This window comes from Rossellomorea pakistanensis, assembly GCF_016908495.1.
In the GTDB taxonomy this organism is placed as follows: domain Bacteria; phylum Bacillota; class Bacilli; order Bacillales; family Bacillaceae_B; genus Rossellomorea; species Rossellomorea pakistanensis.
In genome coordinates this window covers 98822-118344 of record NZ_JAFBDZ010000007.1, presented here as the reverse complement: position 1 = coordinate 118344, position 19523 = coordinate 98822, and the positions used below count along the sequence as shown (strand labels likewise).

Here is a 19523-nt window from a genome sequence, read left to right as displayed (position 1 = left end):
TTTGGGATGACCCAAATAAAGTGTTCTCCTACCAATTATTTTCTGTCTATGATTGGAGGCAACCACTTTAGAGGGTCATCTTTTTTTTACACTTTTACTATAAAATATGATATTCTCCTAATAAATAACTATTACGATTCTACTATTATTTAAAAGGCTCTTAAGTTGATTTGGGGGGATAAAACAGGAATGCACAAAGGTAAAATCATTAAACATTATCGTATGATCTCCGAATTGACACAGGAACAGCTATCAAAAGGAATCTGTTCCGTGACCCACTTAAGCAAGATGGAAAGAGGGTTAACAGATTGTTCTGATGAGATCACGGAGTCTTTAGCTAATCGTCTTGAGATTAACATGGAGAGTGAATTGGCAAAGTTCGAGTCGATTCCTAAAATGCTATTTTATTTTCATGACAATCTAATCCTCGAGAATCATCATGAGATCGAATTGGTCAAGGATCATCTTGAAGAAAGTGCCTATTTAATAGAAATATCTACCTATAAAATAACCTATGCACTTTTAAAGATTAGATATTTAATCTACAAAGGACAGATGAAGGAAGCAAGAAAAAAAATTAAAAAGCTTGGTAAAGCACAGACACAAATGAGCTCATACGATCGAAACCTTTATAAACATATCGTTGGAATCCTCAAGTTAGCTATCCATGATAATTTAGAGGCTATCGAGGAACTACAGAACATCATTCCACAAGAGTATCCTATTAAAGAGTATTATTATCATCTAGCAATGGCCTATAGTGCCATTGGGGCAAAGGTGAAATCCTATTACTATGCTGAATTAGCTTTAGCCTATTTTGAAGAAACTAGTAATTTCTTAGGTGTGATTGATGCCAAGAGCCTTATGCTGATCCAACGGGGAAGAGATAATGACGCCTATTATAAAAAAGTTATAGATGATTTTAATTCTGTCATCAAATTATGTAACATGTGTGAAGATGAGAAGAGAAAAGCAGAAGTCTTTCACCATATTGGAGACCTCTATTATAGAAGCGAGAATTATCTGGAAGCAAGCCAATATTACTTAAAATCGTTAAATTTAAAGCCATTAACGAGCAAATATCTCGCTTCGTTGAATGGATATGCAAATGCAAGCTATCATGGAAAACTATTAGGATTATCAGAGCTTAACAGAATTGCACAAGAAGGATTAGACCTTTCCAAAAAGATTCAAGATTTATTCCATTCAAAGAAATTTAAGTTAAAAACCCTACTATATAAAAATAAATCGACACAATATTACAAATTCATTGAAAGTGATGCATTACCTTACTTTCAATTAAAAGGGTACTTATACACCATTCAATATTACGAATATGAGTTATTTAAGTACTATTGTCGTGAAAATAATAGGGAGAAAGCTACTATAATTGCAGAAGAACGCTTAAAGTATCAGCTTTATCATTATTAATTTTAAAGGTCAATATTAGTCAGATTCTAGAATATAACCCAATTTACTTTATATTTTGATTACAGTATTGTTAAGTCAGGGTGAGTTTGGGAATATTTTCTTTTTACTGTAGGAGCTGATGCTATGATCAAAATAATGATTGTTGATGATCACATCCTTGTTAGAGAAGGACTTGCAAGTGTTCTATCAGGATTAACGGGTTTTGAACTAGTAGAATATGTTTCATCATCAAGCAACATCATGAATTTAGTTCAAGAGCTGGAACCTCAGATGATTGTAATGGATGTGAACCTTCAATATAAAAATGGGGTTCAATTACTTTCAGATATTAAATCTCTGCATCCCCATGTAAGAGTAATGATCCTAACTGAGAATGACTCTGAAAAAGATTTTCTAGCATGCTTATCAGTAGGGGCTGATGGGTATTTGTTAAAAGATATGTCTATCGAACAAATTGTATCCTCCATACGAACTCTCATACAAGGTCAACCAACACTGCACCCACAACTAACACAAAAACTTATGAATTATCATCGTCAAAAAGAAAGTAAAGAGCATGAACTATTGACGTGCAGGGAAAAAGAGGTACTAGAAGCTTTAGTAGAGGGAAAAACCAATAAAGAAATTGGCCAAAGTTTATTTATAAGTGACAACACTGTAAAAATACATCTGAACAATATATTTAGAAAATTGAATGTACAAAACCGCTCGCAAGCGATTATTTGTGCGATTCGAAACGATCTTATCTATCCTAAGGATTTGGTTATGAAATAGAGTGAATGATAGACGCCTGGAAATAGGCGTTTTTTGTTTTAAGATTTTGGAGGAATAAGTGTCGTTTTTAGATGAAGAGTTGATGGTTTTTTATAAAAAAGCTCAATTTTTCAACTACCTCAATGTGAAATGAAAGAATTTATTGTGAAACTTAGACTTAATCACGATTTTTAACTGTGATTTTCTCATACTAAATCTTTTTATTTTTAACTTTTAGCTTTCAATTTTCAACTTTTACCCTTTTATCGATTTCTCGATAAAAAGTGACAATATTCGACCTAAGGTCATGGTCGAATATTGAGGGAACTCCTTATAGGACAATTCTGTTTACTGTTTAATACCCTTTAGTAAAATCAACAAGATTAATCGAAGGGGTGTTCCCTTGTTTATAATTCTTTAGATTAGGAATGAAAATGTCTTCGATAACTCGTTTGTTGTAATGTTCCGTTGAGCCTGAGGTATGCGGAGTTATAATTACATTTTCCATGTTCCAAAGAGGACTTTCCTCACTTAATGGTTCTTGTGTAAACACATCTAACCCAGCTCCAGCGATTTGTTTCTCCTTTAGGGCTTGAATCAGATCGTCTTCATCGACGGTTTCACCACGCCCGATATTAATAAAAAAAGAAGTTGGCTTCATTAATGAAAATTGCTTCTGTCCAAATAAACCGCGAGTATCTTTTGTAAGGGGTACTGTGACGACGACATAATCACAGCGAGGTAAAATGGTTGCTAATTCTTCAGTTGTGTACATTTCATCAACATAATCCTCCTGCATTCCCGAACGACGCACACCTAGTACCGTCATTCCAAAAGCTTTAGCAATTTTAGCTGTTTCTTTTCCGATCGCACCAACACCGATAATCCCAATCGTTTTTTCGTGAATCTCTAGTTTAATATTTGAATGGTGCCATTTTTTCTCTTCTTGGTTTCTCACATATGTATGGATTTTACGAGTTAATCCTAACATGAGGGCAAAAATGGTTTCGGAAATGGGATAAGCATGAACACCGTTTGCACTCGAGAGCTGTATGTTATTTTCTTCAAATTGTTGCAGCGGCATGCTATTAATACCAGCACTCCAACTCTGTACCCAGCGAAGAGAAGAATCTTCATGAATACATTCCTTTTCCATTCCTTTTTTCCATCCAACAATGATTTCGGCGTTTTTTACATGTGGTTCCCAAACAGAACGGTCTTTTCCAATGAATACATCCCAATCTGGAAGGATTTCATTTATTTTAGTAGCATGAGCTTGGTCGATTTCTTGGGTGATAATGATTGTTCTTTTTTTCATATGAGTCCTCCTATTATTAATCTTATTTTTATTTTAGCAGAGGGGGATAAAAGAAAGAATACTCTGTTTATTTAAGTTGATTTCGTAAACATTGTATTAGTTGAAAAGCATTAGTTGGAGCGGAAGGATCTCACGCCTTCCTCACCAACAAATCTTTTCATAAAGATTTATGTTCCAAAGTGAATCCAAATGACTCGATTGCTTTGTTTGTTAAAAAATCACTTACTCAAGAGCTGATTTTATGGTCATTTTTAATGTGTAAAATCGTTAAATTTAACAATTTGTTCTCCTTTTTAGACACGTATGGTTATATCCATATTTCACCATGTTAGGGTGAGTGATGATCTCCCTTTTTGAATTTAAGCGTTCAATGCCTTACTTATTATCAAAAATTATCCTATAATGATAAATACTGCTTGAAATCATAAGTTAGATGAATTTATCTAATCTAACAAAATAGTAGATTTTAAAAGTATGAATTTAAAAGAGATAGGTGGAAAAGAGAGTGAACGGCACAGCACATATGGCGATAGGAGCAACAACGGGGTTTATCGTTGCCAACACATTACAAACAGATCCGATAACGACCCTCTCTCTCGTAGGGTTCGGAGGTGTGTCAGGTTTAATCCCTGACCTTGATGTGAACGGGAAATTAAGAAATACATTCACGGCCTCCCATAAATTTTTTAGAACGCTTGCACAAATTATTGGTGTCCTAATGATGATTTACAGTTATCTAAAAGGTGTTGGTCAGGAGCAATGGTTAGGGATTGGAGCGGGAATCGGTATTCTGATCATTGCCTCCTTCATTACGAAGCGACATATGCTTACAGTAGCGGGCATTGGGGTATTAGCAGGAGGATTGTCATTAGGGGAAAACTGGGTTTGGTTATTCGGAATTTATATTATCATAGCGTCCCTTGTATCTCATAGAAGTTATACTCACTCTATAATTGGGCTCCTTTATTTTGGGGTGATTGCTTATTATTTTCAAGAATCCTTAGGAGTAGCGGGGATTTTCATTACCTGCTTCTCAGGATATGCTAGTCACTTATTGGCTGATATGAAACTGCTGCCCTTTAATAAACGAGGGGTGAAGTTTTTCCTGCCTCTGTCATCAAAAGAGCTTTAATAAGGCCTTTATGAAAAAATGAAAGAATGATAGGGTTGAGTACTTTTAACATCCATCAGCCCAAAATCCCAAAAATTTCACTCCTGCAAATTTTAATAGTCAAGAAAGTCATTATTCCAATGTAATGGCTCGTGACGGTTCCATGATTGAAGAAAGGTGGAAAAGATCTAATTCGATCAGGTTTACGGTATTCAAAGTCTCTTTGGATACCGTTATTTTGATTTTGCTTTGTTTCACGATATCTAAGACCCATTTGGATGCTGTCATATTGGCTTTTGCACTGTTTTACGTTACCGATAGACTATAAAGACAAATTTTGTTTAATAAAAATAATTTCGAAAATTCTTTTGACAACACTTATTCATCATGCTATGATGTCATTTAAATTAAGGAAATAACAATATATTGAAACTCTTATTAAGAGTGGTGGAGGGACTGGCCCTATGAAGCCCGGCAACCATTCAACGAATTGTTGAAAAGGTGCTAATTCCTGCAAAGCTACGGCTTTGACAAATAAGAGGGGATTCTATAAATGACGAATGCCTTCTATTGAATTAGGGAGGCATTCGTTTTTTATTGAACAATTTAATACAAAATACATTAGGTGCTGTTGGGGAAAATTAAGCACAGCTTAAAAGGGAATACCGGTGAAAATCCGGGACGGTCCCGCCACTGTAATGGGGAGCGACTTATCAATGAACCACTGTTTTAAATTGAAATGGGAAGGGATAGGAAGCGGTAAACCTAAGTCAGGAGACCTGCCTATTGTATGCTCTAAAGCTCTACGAGGATATAGAGAGGAGTGAGGAATACGTGGCTGAGATAACCAGAAATCTCAACTCTAGTTAGGTATGCGTATCAATCTCTCTTTCTATTGTTTGGGAAGAGAGATTTTTTAGTTGAGTACGAAAAGATCAATAAAAGAGGAGGAAAAATACGATGACAACAGTGAAAAGCTCCAATTTAGGTTATCCAAGAATTGGTGAAAACCGTGAATGGAAAAAGGCACTTGAACAATTTTGGGCAGGTACATTAGAAAAAGAGGTTTTTTCAAAAAGAATGGAGGAAATTTATTTAAGTCACCTTCAGAAACAGAAGGATGAAGGAATTGACTTGATTCCAGTTGGTGACTTTAGTTTGTACGATCATGTTCTAGATACAGCGGTTATGTTCGGATTAGTCTCAAACCGATTTGAGTACAGTGGTGGTAAAGTTCCTCTTGAAACATATTTTGAAATAGCAAGAGGTACGAAAGGTGCTGTTGCAGCTGAAATGACGAAATGGTTTAACACAAACTATCATTATATCGTTCCGGAGCTAGACGTGGCAGTGCCTACACTTGTCGAAAACCGTCCACTTCATTTTTATAAGGAAGCGAAACGAAAGCTAAATATTGAAGGAAAGCCCGTTATATTAGGCCCCGTCACATTTGTAAAGCTTTCAAAAGGCTATAAGAAAAGTGAGTTTAGGAAAGTAGTAGAACAATTTGTACCGCTATATGCAAGGATATTATGCGAGTTACAAACTGAAGGTGTCGAGTGGGTTCAAGTTGATGAACCGATTTTATCGACGACGCTTTCAAAAGAAGAGGTTGCTCTATTTACTGACGTTTATCAAACCCTACATGAAGCGGCACCTGATATAAAGGTGATCCTGCAAACCTACTTTGATAGTCTAGAACATTATGAAGATATCGTGAAATTACCAGTTCAGGGGATTGGACTTGATTTTGTTCATGACCGCGGTCAAAACCTTACAGCTTTAAAATCATCTGGTTTCCCGCAGGATAAGGTTCTTGCTGCAGGGATTATTGATGGACGAAACATATGGCGTGCGAATTTAGAGGAGAAATCTTTAACACTTACTGCCATTGCGGAAATAGTGTCAAAAGATCGTATCATTGTACAGCCATCATCAAGCTTATTGCATGTTCCTGTAACGGTTAAGAATGAAGAAAAGCTGGATGGTACGCTAAAGGATGCTCTTTCATTTGCAAATGAAAAGTTACAAGAAGTTGTTACCTTAACTAAAGGATTACAAGATGGTGTTAAAGCGATTGAAGAGGAAATGAAATCATCAACCATAGCCATCCAAAAGTTAAATCAATCACCATTGAGAAACAATATCCAAGTCCAAGAAACGATTCAAAATCTAGCTGAATACAAAGCTAAGCGGGAATCACCTTATGAAATCCGTAAAGGTTCTCAGGGGAAGGCATTCCAACTTCCATTGCTCCCGACTACTACAATTGGAAGCTTTCCGCAAACCTCAGAGGTGAGAAAAACGCGTTTAACGTGGCGTAAAGGTGAGCTAACAGATGAACAATATCGAGTATATATTAAAGCCGAAATTAAAAAATGGATTAACATTCAAGAGGAGATCGGACTCGATGTGTTCGTTCATGGAGAATTCGAACGAACCGACATGGTTGAATATTTTGGTGAAAAATTAGCTGGCTTCCAATTTACAAAATTCGGCTGGGTACAGTCTTATGGATCCAGATGTGTGAAGCCGCCGATTATTTTTGGAGACGTTTCATTTAAGAAGCCGATGACAATCGAGGAAACGGTATATGCCCAATCACTAACAGATAAGCCAGTAAAGGGAATGCTAACAGGGCCTATTACGATATTAAATTGGTCATTTGCACGAGATGATCTCTCACGTTCTGCTATTGTCAACCAAATAGCTCTAGCGCTTCGAAAAGAAGTGGAAGCTCTCGAAGAAAATGGGATTCATATGGTTCAAGTAGACGAACCAGCCCTTCGAGAAGGTTTGCCGTTAAAGCGTGAGCAATGGTCCAGCTATCTTAATACTGCCGTTTATGCTTTTAAACTCACAACCTCTTCGGTCCAAGATGATATGCAAATTCACACCCATATGTGTTATTCAGACTTTGAGGATATTATAGACGCCATTAAAGCTTTAGATGCTGATGTGATCTCAATTGAAACCTCAAGAAGTCATGGAGAATTAATCCATGCGTTTGAACAAAACACTTATGATAACAGTATAGGTCTAGGGGTATACGATATCCATAGTCCACGTGTACCAGAGCTAGAAGAAGTCACGAGAAACATTGACCGTGCCCTTCAGGTTCTCGATCCAAAGCTATTCTGGATCAATCCGGATTGTGGGTTGAAAACGCGTGGAATTGAAGAGACAATTGCTTCGCTTAAAGTGATGGTTGAAGCAGCAGAGCTGGCAAGGGAAAGGCTGCTCGTTAATAAAGAATAATTTTGAAAAGAAAATGAGAAATAGAAGGGGCGAACATTTGGTGTTTGCTCTTTTTTTGGTGGAAATGACACTTAAAAGAGCATGGATTCAACTTGATTATAGTTGTAAACAAAAGCGTGATAATCGTCCTACCTTTCTTCATAATGTTTTAACTTAGCTAACATAGCCTCTACATATGGAATACACATTCGTAAAGTAAGATGGATTTTGAATCAACTATGTAGAGGAGCTGAGGAGATGAAGAATACGTTATTAGGTGCAGGTGTTGCGTTAACCTTGTTTTTTAGTCCATTTCAACAAGCCGATGCTGCAGTATCAAATGGGAATTTGAAACAGGTGGATAATGTTGCCCATCGTGGTGCAGCAGGGTACGCACCAGAAAACACAATCGCAGCATTTGACAAGGCAGTAGAAATGAAAGCTGATTATATCGAGATTGATGTCCAACGTAGTAAGGACGGGGAGTTAGTTATCATTCATGATACAACGATTAATCGAACAACTGATGGAACAGGGCAAGTGAAGGACTTAACCTTTGATCAGCTTAGAAGCTTTGATGCCGGTAGCTGGATGGGGGAACAATTTTCGGGAGAAAAAATTCCTGCATTCGATGAAATTCTTGATAAATATCATGGGAAAGTGGGCATTTTAATAGAATTAAAGGCACCTGAATTATATCCAGGAATTGAAGAAGAAGTCGCTGAAGAGTTAAAAGAACGGAACCTTGATAAACCGCAAAATGAAAAAATTATTATTCAATCCTTTCATTTTGATTCCATGAAAAAAATAAATTCCCTTCTTCCAAAGGTTCCAGTCGGAGTACTAACCTCATCCATCACTGATACAACTGATGAAGCATTAAAAGAATTCTCAATGTATGCAGATTATTTTAACCCAAGCTACAGAATCGTTACGAAAGACTTAGTAAATAGAGTGCACTCTTTTGATATGAAGATATCTTCATGGACTGTACGCAGCCAAGAGGCAGCAGATTTTCTATTGAAAATGGATGTAGATGCTATTATTACCGATTATCCTGATTATGTAGATCCTAGAAATAAATAAATTGTTATCGTAAGGCCGGGCAATAAATGATGCTCGGTCTTTTTTGTTTGGGTATCTTAGGAGGATTTCTAATTTTAAAAGAGAAGTATTCTTTATCTAGGAAAAGGGTTGTGGTGGAAATGATAAAGTAAATATTAATTATTAGAGAATCAAATTCCAAATAACGGTTCGGAAGGTACAGTAAAGGAGCTGGAGATATGGTAACAAATACTACTGAGCTTACAAGCGTCGTGAAAGAGACTGTAGATAAAGTGGATTTTTCTGGAGCAGTACTATTGAAGAATGAAAAGGATGTCATCCATCAATCTGCATTTGGTTATGCAAATAGAGTGGAAAAGCAATTAAATATAGTAGATACACGCTTTGGAATTGCTTCAGGCTGCAAACTATTTACGGCAATAGGTATTTGTCAGCTAGTGGAAAAAGGGATCATTTCTTTTCAATCTCGACTTACGGATTGTCTAGAAGTTGAACTTCCGAAATTTGATAAAAACATTACAATACATCATTTATTAACACATAGTTCTGGGGTTCCCGATTATTTTGATGAAGACGTTATGGATGACTTTGAGGATCTTTGGAAAGAGAGACCGATGTATCTATTAAAGGGCTTAGAAGATTTTCTTCCCATGTTTCAAATGCAGCCTATGATGTTTAAACCGGGGGAGAGGTTTCAATATAATAACGCCGGGTTTATCCTATTGGGATTAGTGATTGAACAACAAACAGGCAGACGTTTTACTGAATATATTGAAACAGAGATTTTTAATCAATGTGGAATGGAGGGTTCGGGATACTTTTCTCTTGATCAACTGCCAGCAAATACAGCATTTGGTTATATAGACAGTGTAGATGATGGAACATGGCGAACGAATACCTACTCGATTCCAATCAAAGGTGGAGCTGATGGAGGAGCATATATCACATCCCCTGATATGATGAGATTATGGGAAGGGTTACTGGAGTATAAACTATTATGTAAAGAATATACGAATCTGCTATTGAAGCCTCATATCTGTGTTAAAGAAGAGTCGTACTACGGTTATGGCGTTTGGATCAATAAAAAGGAAGATAAGATTTTTAAGTACCATGTCATGGGATATGACCCAGGTGTAAGCTTTCATTCATCGGTATATCCTGAGTCGGGATATAAATTAGTGGTTCCTTCAAATAAAGAAAGAGGTCCGTTTAATATTACGAAAGCGATTGAAGATTACTTGTTTGGGTAGAACGGTTGGAGTTGTAGGTGCGGGAAGCTGCGGCGAAATTTGTTGGAAGATGTCGAGCGGCTAATATATTGGTGTTTACGGACAAATTATCATCACTTATGGACAAATAAACAGAATCAATTCCTCAAACAACGTTCTTGCTATAGGCAGGAGCGTTGTTTTTTGGCACTGGTAACAATATTTGAAGAGAGATTACTTGTTTCGATAAAATCTGAGTTGGTGCAGTGGAGGGGAGGCGGAATTTGCTGAGAAATGTCGAACGGTTAATATATTGGTGTTTACGGACAAATTATCAACCAAATCGGACAAATTATAGCCGATCTTGGACAAATTATCATCTCTTACGGACAAATAAGCAGAATCGAGGCCATAAACAACGTTCTTGCAATAGGAAGGAATGTTGTTTTTTTATAAATAAGACTACAGACTGACCGCAAATTAAGGCTCAGGCTTGTTAAACGTATTACCTTTAACTGTGAAAATATAAATTGATTAAATTTTTTAAGAAAGGAGGAAAATTTAGTGGGAAATTCTAAAGAAACAAACAGAATTCGTTTGGCGAGAATCGGTTTTGTCCTTTTTGCCATTATTTTTACCCTTTGTATTGTCACTCAAGTATTTTTTGCAGGATTAGCCATTTTTGTAGATCCAGTAAATTGGTCAAAGCACACTATTTTCGTCCATATATTTGAGCTTGTACCGATCTTAATGCTAGTGACGGCTTTCGTTGGTCAATTACCATTGTGGGCAAAGTGGCAAAGTGTGGCACTCCTCGGTTTGATTTTTATGATGTATTTTACTGCGAATGTTACAACCGTTTTACCTTGGGCTGCAGCTGCTCATCCTGTCATAGCTATCATAATGTTTTGGGCTTCTCTCAAAGTGACTGGGCGTGCCGTTTCGTTATTGAAAAAGAGAAACAAGCAAGAAATATCACCATCACATTTAGAGGATCAATCTATTTAATGTTAGATAAAAGGGATACTCCAAAAAAGAACTAAATTCTGATATATAAATAAACTAAACTCAAAAAACCTTTGGATAGGAAGCAGAAAATCCAAAGGTTTTTTGGTTTTTCATTACTTTTAGTATCATTTTTTCAAAGCAAAGCTTACTAATTGTCTAATATTGTCGATTAAATATTCTGATAATTCTGTTGACAGTGACTTTAGTGAGGTGTACTATTGATTAAAATATAACAATATATAATGTTATATCATGTTGTATATTGTTTTAGTCATAAGGAGGGTAGGGGTTTTACTATTTTATTTCTTTATAGGAGGAGTTTTAATGACGACTGAATTAGTAGTAGATGTGAAAAATCAAGTGAAAAATGCATTGAGTGAAGTTGAAAAAAGAAATATTGAGAATGTCTTTTTTGTAGCATGTGGTGGATCTTCAGCGTTAATGTACCCAAGTAAGTATGTCTTTGACCGTGAAGCTAAAAAGCTTGACGCTCATCTTTATAGCTCTAATGAGTTTATTCATCGAAATCATGCAAAGCTTGGGACTCAGTCGCTGGTTATTTTATGTTCACACTCTGGAAATACACCAGAAACAGTAGAAGCGGCGAAATTTGCTAAATCGAATGGAGCTTTAACGGTTTCTCTCACTCATGAGGTAGAATCTCCCTTAGCCAAGGCATCAGAAGTTGTATTAAAATATGAGTGGGGCCAAGAGGCAAATGGATTCACTACGAATTACTCAGTTTTATATCAATTAGTATTCGGAGTCCTAAAAGTAGCTGAAAATAATGTTAATTTCGAGAAGATGGAGAGAAGCCTAGAAAATCTGCAAGAAGTTTATGAGAAAGCGGCTTCTCTATATCATGAAAAAGCTGTAAACTTTGGTCAGCAATATAAAGATGAAAAAATTATCTATACAATGGCTAGTGGAGCCAACTATGGTATTGCCTATTCATATGCGATTTGTATCTTAATGGAGATGCAATGGATCCATTCCCATGCCATTCACGCAGGTGAGTATTTCCATGGACCATTTGAAATTATCGATGAAGAGACTCCATTTATCATTCTTCTTGGATTAGATGAAACAAGGCCATTAGAAGAAAGAGCTCTAGCATTCTCTAAGAGATATGGGAAGAAACTAGTGGTTTTGGATGCTAAAGATTTTGAATTTTCTGGAATTGAAGAAGATGTAAAAGGTTATATTGCACCACTTGTATTAAACTATGTTTTAAGAAAATACGCAGATAACTTAGCCGAAAACCGCAACCACCCTCTATCAAAACGAAGATACATGTGGAAAGTAGACTATTAAAATCTTAGCTGGAAAAGCGATGTATCGCTTTTCCAGCTTGTACACATCTATTAAAAATTTCTTTCTGAGGGGGAAGGAAAAATGAAAAAATTATTTACTATTGGTATGAGCTTCATACTAATTTTTACACTTCTGGTCGGCTGTTCTTCAACAAGTAATTCAGAATCTAGCGGTGACACTATAGAACTTAGCTTTTTTCATCGTTGGCCGACTGAGCCTAAAAAGCAATTCTTTGAAGAGGCAGTGAAGGAATTTGAAGCCTCACACCCTAACATCAAAATCAAAACAGAAGCTGTATTAAATGATTCTTATAAAGAAAAGATTAGAGTTGTATTAGGATCCAAAAACCCTCCGGATGTCTTTTTCTCTTGGAGTGGAGAATTTGCCTATAACTTCGTTCGCGCTAATCAAGCATTAGATTTAACAGGTGCTGTCAATGAGGATAAGGAATGGTCTAGCCAAATTATTGAGTCCCAGTTCAAACCCTTCACCCTTGATGGCAAAATATATGGGGTACCTTGGTCAACGGATGGAAAAGCCTTTTTCTACAACAAAAGCATCTTTAACGAGTTGAATCTTGAAGTTCCTAAAACATGGAGTGATTTCATAACTGTCTCAGAAAAAATTAAAGATGCTGGTATCACTCCTATAAGTTTCGGAAGTAAAGCACCTTGGACTATATCCCATTATATCGGCTCCTTAAATCAACTTATGGTTCCAGAAGATGTGATTGCCAAAGATTACGATCGTCAAAATGTAGAAGGGGATTTCTCGCACCCTGGATATGTAAAAGCATTAGAAAAATTTATGGAACTGGAGCCTTACTTTAATAAAGGGGTGAACTCCGTAGACCATCAATATGCTCGGGAATTATTTATTGGTGGGAAAGCAGCCATTGGATTTTTCCAATTAGCTGAAATTGGTCTGATTGAACCAACATTAAAAGAAGATTTAGGCGTATTTAATATCCCAACCATAGAGGGTGGAAAAGGGAATCCTAATTCTATCACAGCTGCCCCTGAAGGAATAATGATTTCTTCTAAAACGAAACATCCAGAAGAAGCGATGGAATTTGTGAAGTTTTTAACCTCAAAAGAAAAAGGGATAGAACAATTAACAGAGGTCAGTGAATATAGCGCAGTAAAAGGAACAACAAACTCAGAAAATGCTTCTCCCCTTCAACAAGAAGCGATCGATTTAATCGTAAATGCGGATAAGACTTATTTATGGTTAGATACTGCTCTAGATATTGAAATTGTCGATGCTTATTTAAATGGGACCCAACAGATGCTGGGTGGTAACAAAACACCAGAAGAAGTAATGTCTGATGTTCAAGAAGCGGCCAAAGAAGTAAAAGCATCTTCAAAAAACTAAATGAGGAAAAGACTGTCTCAGGAAGGGTTTAAGAACCACATTGTTAGTCCGTATATAGATAATGTTGCAAGTAGCCTTCTATATTGTTGTGGTTCCTTCTACCTTCAGTTTTGGGACAGCCTTTTTTAAAAAAAGAGGTGAGTCAATTGCCAAAAAGTAAGCTCGTTCCCTATTTATATTTAGCACCCTGTTTGTTTCTCATGGCTCTTTTTGTTTACTACCCTATTGTTGAAAACTTTCGCTTTGCTTTCTATGAATTCTCTGCATTTTCTCCTGAAAAGGTATTCGTTGGATTTGAAAATTTCCTTAATCTCTTCAAGGATGAGGTTTTTTATATAGCCTTAAAAAATAACATTTGGTATGCCGTCATTTCTATTATTTTTCAAGTATTTGGAGGGTTAATTTTAGCAGCCATATTAGAAGATCCGATTACGAGGCTTGTAAGCGGTATCTTTAGAACCGTATTTTTTCTTCCGGTTGTCATTTCAATCTCGGTTATTGCCTTGTTATTTAACTTTATTTATAACCCAGATGTAGGGATATTAAATGGATTATTAAAATTAGTAGGGTTAGACGAGCATACAAAAGCATGGTTAGGGGATTCGGAGACAGCGATCTTTGCTATTATTGCGGTTTCTCAGTGGCAAAGTATCGGATATATTATGATGCTGTTTGTGGTATCAATACAGAATATCCCGAGGGAATTGTATGAAGCTGCAGAAATGGATGGAGCAGGGAGGATTCGTAAGTTTATAAATATTACGGTTCCACAAGTAAGGGAAATGTTCTTCGTAGCAACGCTCATTACCTTAACAGGGGCATTTACTGTCTTTAACGAGCCATATATTTTAACGGGCGGCGGACCCGGAAATGCAAGTGAAGTATTAGGGACGTTGTTATATAATTCAGCTTTTTTCAGGGATGAAATGGGGTATGCGTCCGCCATTGCTACAATTATTTTAATCCTAACGCTAGTCGTTTCAATCATTCAAATGAAGGTGTTTAAAACAGGAGAGGATGGTTAAGGTGGAGACTAATAAAGCGTCTGTTGAATATCGGCCTCACCCAAATTTAAAGAAACAACTGAATAAAAAGACCATTCTTGGTTCAGCCTCGATCTATACCATTCTAATTGTTTATTTTATCATCATTGCTTATCCACTTTTTTGGATGGTGGTAAATTCATTTAAAACGACGGAGGAAATCTATGCTAATAGTTGGGCGCTTCCTCAAGCATGGTTATTTTCCAATTATGTACATGCTTGGAATACGGGGATATCAGCCTATTTTCTTAACAGTTTGATCATTACCGTTAGCACCTGCTTGTTGACAGTGTTTCTTAGCGCACTAGGAGCGTACGGATTATCAAGATTTGAGTTTAAAGGGAAGAATATCTTATTAATCATTTGTATGGGAGGGATGATGCTCTCTCCTCAAGTCAGTTTGGTTCCATTATATAAACTAATCCAATTGCTAGGGATTCACGATACGTATCTTGCGTTAATATTGCCGTATGTTGCTTATCGAATTCCAATAACACTTATTTTAATTCGGGCTGCCTTTCTAGAAGTGCCGAAAGACTTAGAGGAATCAGCTTTCTTAGACGGGTGCAATACATGGAGGATACTCACTAAAATATTTATTCCAATGAATTTACCGATCTTATTAACAGCTATTGTTCTAACCGCTTATTTTACATGGAATGAGTTTATGTTTGCGTTGATATTCGTAGACTCTGAATCCTTAAAGACGATTCCAGCAGGACTGATGCAGTTTAGAGATGCACTCCAAACCAATTGGGGAGTATTGTTGGCAGGACTCATGATATCAGCGCTACCTATTATAATATTATTCTTATTTATGCAGAAATATTTTGTAAGAGGACTTTCATCAGGTAGTTTAAAAGGATAAGAAGGGGTGACGTAATGAATTTAATAGCAATAGGCGATAATGTAGTAGATATTTATCAAGATCGCAATGAAATGTTTCCAGGAGGGAATGCTCTGAATGTAGCTGTTTTATCTAAGCAGTACGGTGCTAAGAAAACGGCCTTTATTGGTATTATAGGGAATGACGTAGAAGGAGAGCATATCCTTCGTTCTCTAAAACAAAATCAGGTTGATACAAGTTTAATAAGGATTGCAGAAGGTGAGAGCGGGAAAGCATATGTTGATTTAAATGAAGAGGGTGACAGGATTTTTATTAAATCAAACAAAGGAGGCATTCAGTCAAAATTAAAGCTGCGTTTAACGGAAGAAGAGTATGGATATATAAAGAATTACGACGTACTCCATACAAGTATATATAGTCATCTGGATGAAGAGTTGCAGCAGTTAAAGAGTATACTGCCTATTTCTTATGATTTTTCTAATCATTTTACAGAAGAGCTTCTTGAAAAGGTTTGTCCCCATATTACATTTGCCTTTTGTTCTGGAAGCCATCTCTCAGACCATGAAATTGAGGAATTATTGATGATCATTCATCGTTTGGGAACACCGAATGTTATTATAACAAGGGGATCTTTGGGGGTAGTAATGTCAAGTAAAAACAAAAGATATAGCCAAGGAATCATAAAGGCAAATGTTGTTGATACACTAGGTGCCGGTGACTCATTTATTGCAAGTTATTTAACAACCCATTTTAATGGTTTATCTATAGAATTATCTTTAGAAATAGCGGCCAAAAATGCAGCGAAAACCTGTGAAGTAAATGGAGCATTTGGATGTGGAAAACAATTAATAGGATGAAAAGAGAAGGAATAGAACTAGCCATGTGGCATAAGGTCTATTCCTTTGATTTATGTTGAAATAGTAAACGCTATATCGGAGGTGGGAACTTTATAATTAGATATGTGAATCGGAATTCCTTTTTCGTCATAAAGTGTTTTATCTATATTAAACAAGGTATCTCCTATTTCACATTCTAAGTATTCAGCATCTTCAATGGTAGCTGGAGTGACAGTGAGTATTTTTTTACTAGGAATAGAAGAGTCTATGTTTGTATGATATAAATTTTTCAAAACATCGTAGGAAGACTCATATTCATGTATCTTTTGAGTTAGATTAGGGAAACGATCAAGTGAATAATAGGATACATCAAGAACAAATGGTTGTTTATCCATAAACATGAGACGGGCATATTTTAATACGGTTGTGCCTGCTTCTATTTGAAGAGCTTCAGCTATCTCTTTTGAAGCTTTTAACTCCTCTAATGCTAATACTCTTTTTGATGGGTTTTTCCCCAACTGTTTGCTAAAATCAGTAAAACCATTCACATGGACTAATTCTCTGGCCACCTTCTGTCTAGTAACAAACGTTCCTTTCCCTTGTTTTCGTTCTAAAAGTCCTTCACTTACTAATTCTTTAATGGCCCTCCTTACAGTAATACGACTAACTCCGTATCGCTCGCATAATTCTCCTTCATTTGGAATTTTTTCAGAAGGGCGAAAGTCGCCTTTTTCGACAGAATCCTTAATACTGTTCTTTAATTGCTCGTATAATGGACGAGAGCTTGAATTATTTAGTTTCATGGTAATATCCTTCCCTTAATTAAGTCGTTATATAATATTATAATACAAAAGCGGTTTTAAGTCATATAAAATCGTTTCATCATTAAAATAAATGATGAAGCGAAATAGGAATATAAGAATAAAAGTTTTTATGACATAAAAGATAAGTCGATAAAATTTAGTTGTTATAAGAACATTAAACAAGGACTGGTGTCATGAGACAACCAGTCCTTGTTTGGTATTTTTGATAAAGTTTTTATTCTACTCCCACAGCATCATAAGCAGCCATAACAGCTTGTACTTCGGCTGATGGTTCTCCAGTTTTATCTGGATAAAGGTCCCTAGCTGACTGAACAGCTGCTTCACGCATGTGGCTAAAGTCAGAAGAAGCTGTTAGATAAAGTGTTAAGGCACGATAGAAAATTTTCTCTGCTTTATCCTTTCCGATTCCCGTAACGGTTACTCCGTAATGGGTACCGCCAGCGGTGATAAGGTGTGCGGCTTTATTATTGATACTACTATTGATGTGGACTCCGCCGTTATCTAACTCTCCTATATAGCGGTCATCGTAATGGTCAGGGTAATAGCCAGATTCAGTGTATCCGCCGAGATAGACAGATGCTGGGTCACTCATTGAACGGAGACCATCACCTGGTGTATTCGGTGTCCAAACATCCTCTCCTAATAACCACATGTCTTCGCCTGGTTTATTTTCTATAAATGCTCCCATAATATCTGCGATCGACTCATTGATTGCACCAGACTCCCCTTCATAGACTAAGTCAGCAGTATTTGTGATAACACCATGTGTCATTTCATGGCCAATAACATCTAAACTACCAGAGAGAGAGATCATTCTTTGACCATCGCCATCTCCATAAAGCATTTGCTTACCATTCCAAGCAGCATTATTCCACTTGTCTCCGATATGGACTGTAGAAATAAGTTTCATTCCTTCGTTATCAAGAGAATCTCGATTGAATTTTTCTTGATAATAATCATATACTTTCCCAGCATTTGTATGGGCCGAAACAGCGGCTGGGTCATAGAAGAAGTTAGAGGAACTCTTTACCTCAAATCCAGTAAATCCAAGAAGTGCCGACAATAAGATGAAACTAAATTCAGGCATCCGCCCAGCTTCAAAAGTGTGGACCCCATCTGCTCTTGTACCATCGAATAAATAATGTTCACCCGTAGTCGTGTCCTTTACTGCTTGGAAAGAATGTAGATCCCCAAAGATATCCATTCCTCTGGCAGTAACAGGTTCTGACTCTGCAGGTAAAGCTTTTGGTGAAACTTTTTCGGCACCTGATGATGAAAAGCTGTTTTCACTAGATTCTAATACAGGAGATGCTTCATGAATCTTATTGAAGCTCTTCACGATATCACCTGTTGCCGCATCTACGAAATAATGCCAATACCCTGGTGCTGGTATAGAAGTAGAGGCTTTAATCAGGTACGTAAGTTGAAGCTTTCCGTTGTTTGGATAAAGGACTAGTTCAGACTCTATTCCGTCATAGTCGTTTACCTCCCCGATTTCTTCCTCAATACTAGATTTTGCAATTTCTAAAGCTTCTTCCTCAGTCAATTCTGCCTCTGTATTTATAGAGGATTTAGATAGATTAGGTGTTACTTTTCCGAAGTAAGCGGTAACATTATTGTTCTTATCAAGTGCAATAGTTTGTTCTGACCCATAAATTGGAACACCATCGACTTGTTCAACGGTTCTAAAGTGATACGTTTTTGTTTTACTGTCTGCTTTTTGGCTAACGATTTTAAATTGTTCTTTTGCGTTGCTAACGGTATTCAATGATTTACTTTTTGGTTGAAGGACTTTTGATTGAAGGAAAGAGTACATTGCTTCCTCTTTGCTTAATCCTTCAGGTGCATCCCAAGATCCTATTATGTAGGAAGGGGTCTGTAGCTCCTGATTCAATTTTACTTGTTCGTTGGCTAAGACGTTCTTTCCTGGTACTGCTAGTCCTGAGATTGCAAAGGAAGCGGCTAAAACCACAGGTATTGCTTTCTTTTTCATTTTGTTTCTTTTTCTTTTCACCTTAATCACCTCTTAATAAAAGTTTTGAAACTCACCACTAATTATTCTGAAAGTTCCATCAACGGTCAATTGGGTTATTGAAAACGCCAGCATTCAACACTTTCCCTGTGTTTATTCGCGAAAAATTGAAAATAAACTAT

15 protein-coding genes and 2 riboswitches are annotated in these 19523 nt (G+C 36.6%); of the genes, 12 read left to right on the top strand and 3 right to left on the bottom strand.

Going from position 1 to position 19523, the window contains the following annotated elements; translation table 11 throughout:
• Positions 1 to 189 precede the first annotated feature (189 nt).
• Positions 190 to 1431, top strand: coding sequence for a helix-turn-helix domain-containing protein (locus JOC86_RS22840; RefSeq protein WP_205175542.1), 1242 nt, complete (start codon positions 190 to 192; stop codon positions 1429 to 1431).
• A 123-nt stretch (positions 1432 to 1554) separates the two neighbouring features.
• The gene (locus JOC86_RS22835) at positions 1555 to 2205 is read left to right on the top strand and encodes a response regulator (RefSeq protein WP_205175540.1); all 651 of its coding nucleotides are present in this window, start codon (positions 1555 to 1557) and stop codon (positions 2203 to 2205) included.
• A 334-nt stretch (positions 2206 to 2539) separates the two neighbouring features.
• On the opposite strand, the gene JOC86_RS22830 is transcribed toward JOC86_RS22835, so the two are convergent.
• The gene (locus JOC86_RS22830; RefSeq protein WP_205175538.1) at positions 2540 to 3502 is read right to left on the bottom strand and encodes a D-2-hydroxyacid dehydrogenase; all 963 of its coding nucleotides are present in this window, start codon (positions 3500 to 3502) and stop codon (positions 2540 to 2542) included.
• Positions 3503 to 4007: 505 nt separating this feature from the next.
• Between JOC86_RS22830 and JOC86_RS22825 the strand changes: the two genes are divergently transcribed.
• The 10 genes from JOC86_RS22825 (at position 4008) to JOC86_RS22780 (ending at position 16566) form a co-directional block, all read left to right on the top strand.
• The gene (locus tag JOC86_RS22825) at positions 4008 to 4634 is read left to right on the top strand and encodes a metal-dependent hydrolase (protein WP_205175536.1); all 627 of its coding nucleotides are present in this window, start codon (positions 4008 to 4010) and stop codon (positions 4632 to 4634) included.
• Between the two features lie 411 nt (positions 4635 to 5045).
• Positions 5046 to 5154: riboswitch (SAM riboswitch) on the top strand.
• A 65-nt stretch (positions 5155 to 5219) separates the two neighbouring features.
• Positions 5220 to 5414: riboswitch (cobalamin riboswitch) on the top strand.
• 159 nt (positions 5415 to 5573) lie between these two features.
• Positions 5574 to 7871, top strand: coding sequence for a 5-methyltetrahydropteroyltriglutamate--homocysteine S-methyltransferase (gene metE / locus JOC86_RS22820; RefSeq protein WP_205175534.1), 2298 nt, complete (start codon positions 5574 to 5576; stop codon positions 7869 to 7871).
• 237 nt (positions 7872 to 8108) lie between these two features.
• Entirely contained in the window at positions 8109 to 8936 is an 828-nt protein-coding gene (locus JOC86_RS22815) for a glycerophosphodiester phosphodiesterase (protein WP_205175532.1), read from the top strand.
• Between the two features lie 197 nt (positions 8937 to 9133).
• Positions 9134 to 10165 carry a serine hydrolase domain-containing protein gene (locus tag JOC86_RS22810; protein ID WP_205175530.1) on the top strand — a complete coding sequence of 344 codons (1032 nt, stop codon included), beginning with the start codon at positions 9134 to 9136 and terminating at the stop codon, positions 10163 to 10165.
• 522 nt (positions 10166 to 10687) lie between these two features.
• Positions 10688 to 11131: a DUF6220 domain-containing protein gene (locus tag JOC86_RS22805; RefSeq protein WP_338021809.1), complete on the top strand. Its 444-nt coding sequence runs from the start codon at positions 10688 to 10690 to the stop codon at positions 11129 to 11131.
• Between the two features lie 324 nt (positions 11132 to 11455).
• On the top strand, positions 11456 to 12445 hold the full coding sequence (locus JOC86_RS22800) for an SIS domain-containing protein (protein WP_205175528.1): 990 nt from the start codon (positions 11456 to 11458) through the stop codon (positions 12443 to 12445).
• A gap of 81 nt (positions 12446 to 12526) precedes the next feature.
• Positions 12527 to 13819: an ABC transporter substrate-binding protein gene (locus JOC86_RS22795; RefSeq protein WP_205175526.1), complete on the top strand. Its 1293-nt coding sequence runs from the start codon at positions 12527 to 12529 to the stop codon at positions 13817 to 13819.
• A gap of 200 nt (positions 13820 to 14019) precedes the next feature.
• The gene (locus tag JOC86_RS22790; protein WP_205175667.1) at positions 14020 to 14844 is read left to right on the top strand and encodes a carbohydrate ABC transporter permease; all 825 of its coding nucleotides are present in this window, start codon (positions 14020 to 14022) and stop codon (positions 14842 to 14844) included.
• Positions 14845 to 14902: 58 nt separating this feature from the next.
• Positions 14903 to 15730, top strand: coding sequence for a carbohydrate ABC transporter permease (locus JOC86_RS22785; RefSeq protein ID WP_239587803.1), 828 nt, complete (start codon positions 14903 to 14905; stop codon positions 15728 to 15730).
• A gap of 14 nt (positions 15731 to 15744) precedes the next feature.
• Positions 15745 to 16566 (top strand): PfkB family carbohydrate kinase, encoded by an 822-nt coding sequence (locus JOC86_RS22780; RefSeq protein ID WP_205175516.1) that lies wholly within the window; start codon positions 15745 to 15747, stop codon positions 16564 to 16566.
• 50 nt (positions 16567 to 16616) lie between these two features.
• Here the strand turns inward: JOC86_RS22780 and JOC86_RS25110 are convergent, their stop codons facing one another.
• Both JOC86_RS25110 and JOC86_RS22770 read right to left on the bottom strand, forming a co-directional pair.
• Positions 16617 to 17348 carry a UTRA domain-containing protein gene (locus tag JOC86_RS25110; RefSeq protein WP_205175514.1) on the bottom strand — a complete coding sequence of 244 codons (732 nt, stop codon included), beginning with the start codon at positions 17346 to 17348 and terminating at the stop codon, positions 16617 to 16619.
• Positions 17349 to 17583: 235 nt separating this feature from the next.
• Positions 17584 to 19362, bottom strand: a complete 1779-nt coding sequence (locus JOC86_RS22770; protein ID WP_205175512.1) for a M4 family metallopeptidase — start codon at positions 19360 to 19362, stop codon at positions 17584 to 17586.
• Between the last annotated feature and the right edge of the window lie 161 nt (positions 19363 to 19523).

Excerpts from the sequence above, each read along its gene's own strand:
- JOC86_RS22780 (WP_205175516.1), top strand. The coding sequence starts at position 15,745 with ATGAATTTAATAGCAATAGGCGATAATGTAGTAGATATTTATCAAGAT.
- JOC86_RS22790 (WP_205175667.1), top strand. The coding sequence starts at position 14,020 with ATGGCTCTTTTTGTTTACTACCCTATTGTTGAAAACTTTCGCTTTGCT.
- JOC86_RS22840 (WP_205175542.1), top strand. The coding sequence starts at position 190 with ATGCACAAAGGTAAAATCATTAAACATTATCGTATGATCTCCGAATTG.
- JOC86_RS22810 (WP_205175530.1), top strand. The coding sequence starts at position 9,134 with ATGGTAACAAATACTACTGAGCTTACAAGCGTCGTGAAAGAGACTGTA.
- JOC86_RS22770 (WP_205175512.1), bottom strand. The coding sequence starts at position 19,362 with ATGAAAAAGAAAGCAATACCTGTGGTTTTAGCCGCTTCCTTTGCAATC.
- JOC86_RS22800 (WP_205175528.1), top strand. The coding sequence starts at position 11,456 with ATGACGACTGAATTAGTAGTAGATGTGAAAAATCAAGTGAAAAATGCA.
- JOC86_RS22795 (WP_205175526.1), top strand. The coding sequence starts at position 12,527 with ATGAAAAAATTATTTACTATTGGTATGAGCTTCATACTAATTTTTACA.
- JOC86_RS22830 (WP_205175538.1), bottom strand. The coding sequence starts at position 3,502 with ATGAAAAAAAGAACAATCATTATCACCCAAGAAATCGACCAAGCTCAT.
- JOC86_RS22815 (WP_205175532.1), top strand. The coding sequence starts at position 8,109 with ATGAAGAATACGTTATTAGGTGCAGGTGTTGCGTTAACCTTGTTTTTT.
- JOC86_RS22835 (WP_205175540.1), top strand. The coding sequence starts at position 1,555 with ATGATCAAAATAATGATTGTTGATGATCACATCCTTGTTAGAGAAGGA.
- JOC86_RS25110 (WP_205175514.1), bottom strand. The coding sequence starts at position 17,348 with ATGAAACTAAATAATTCAAGCTCTCGTCCATTATACGAGCAATTAAAG.
- metE (WP_205175534.1), top strand. The coding sequence starts at position 5,574 with ATGACAACAGTGAAAAGCTCCAATTTAGGTTATCCAAGAATTGGTGAA.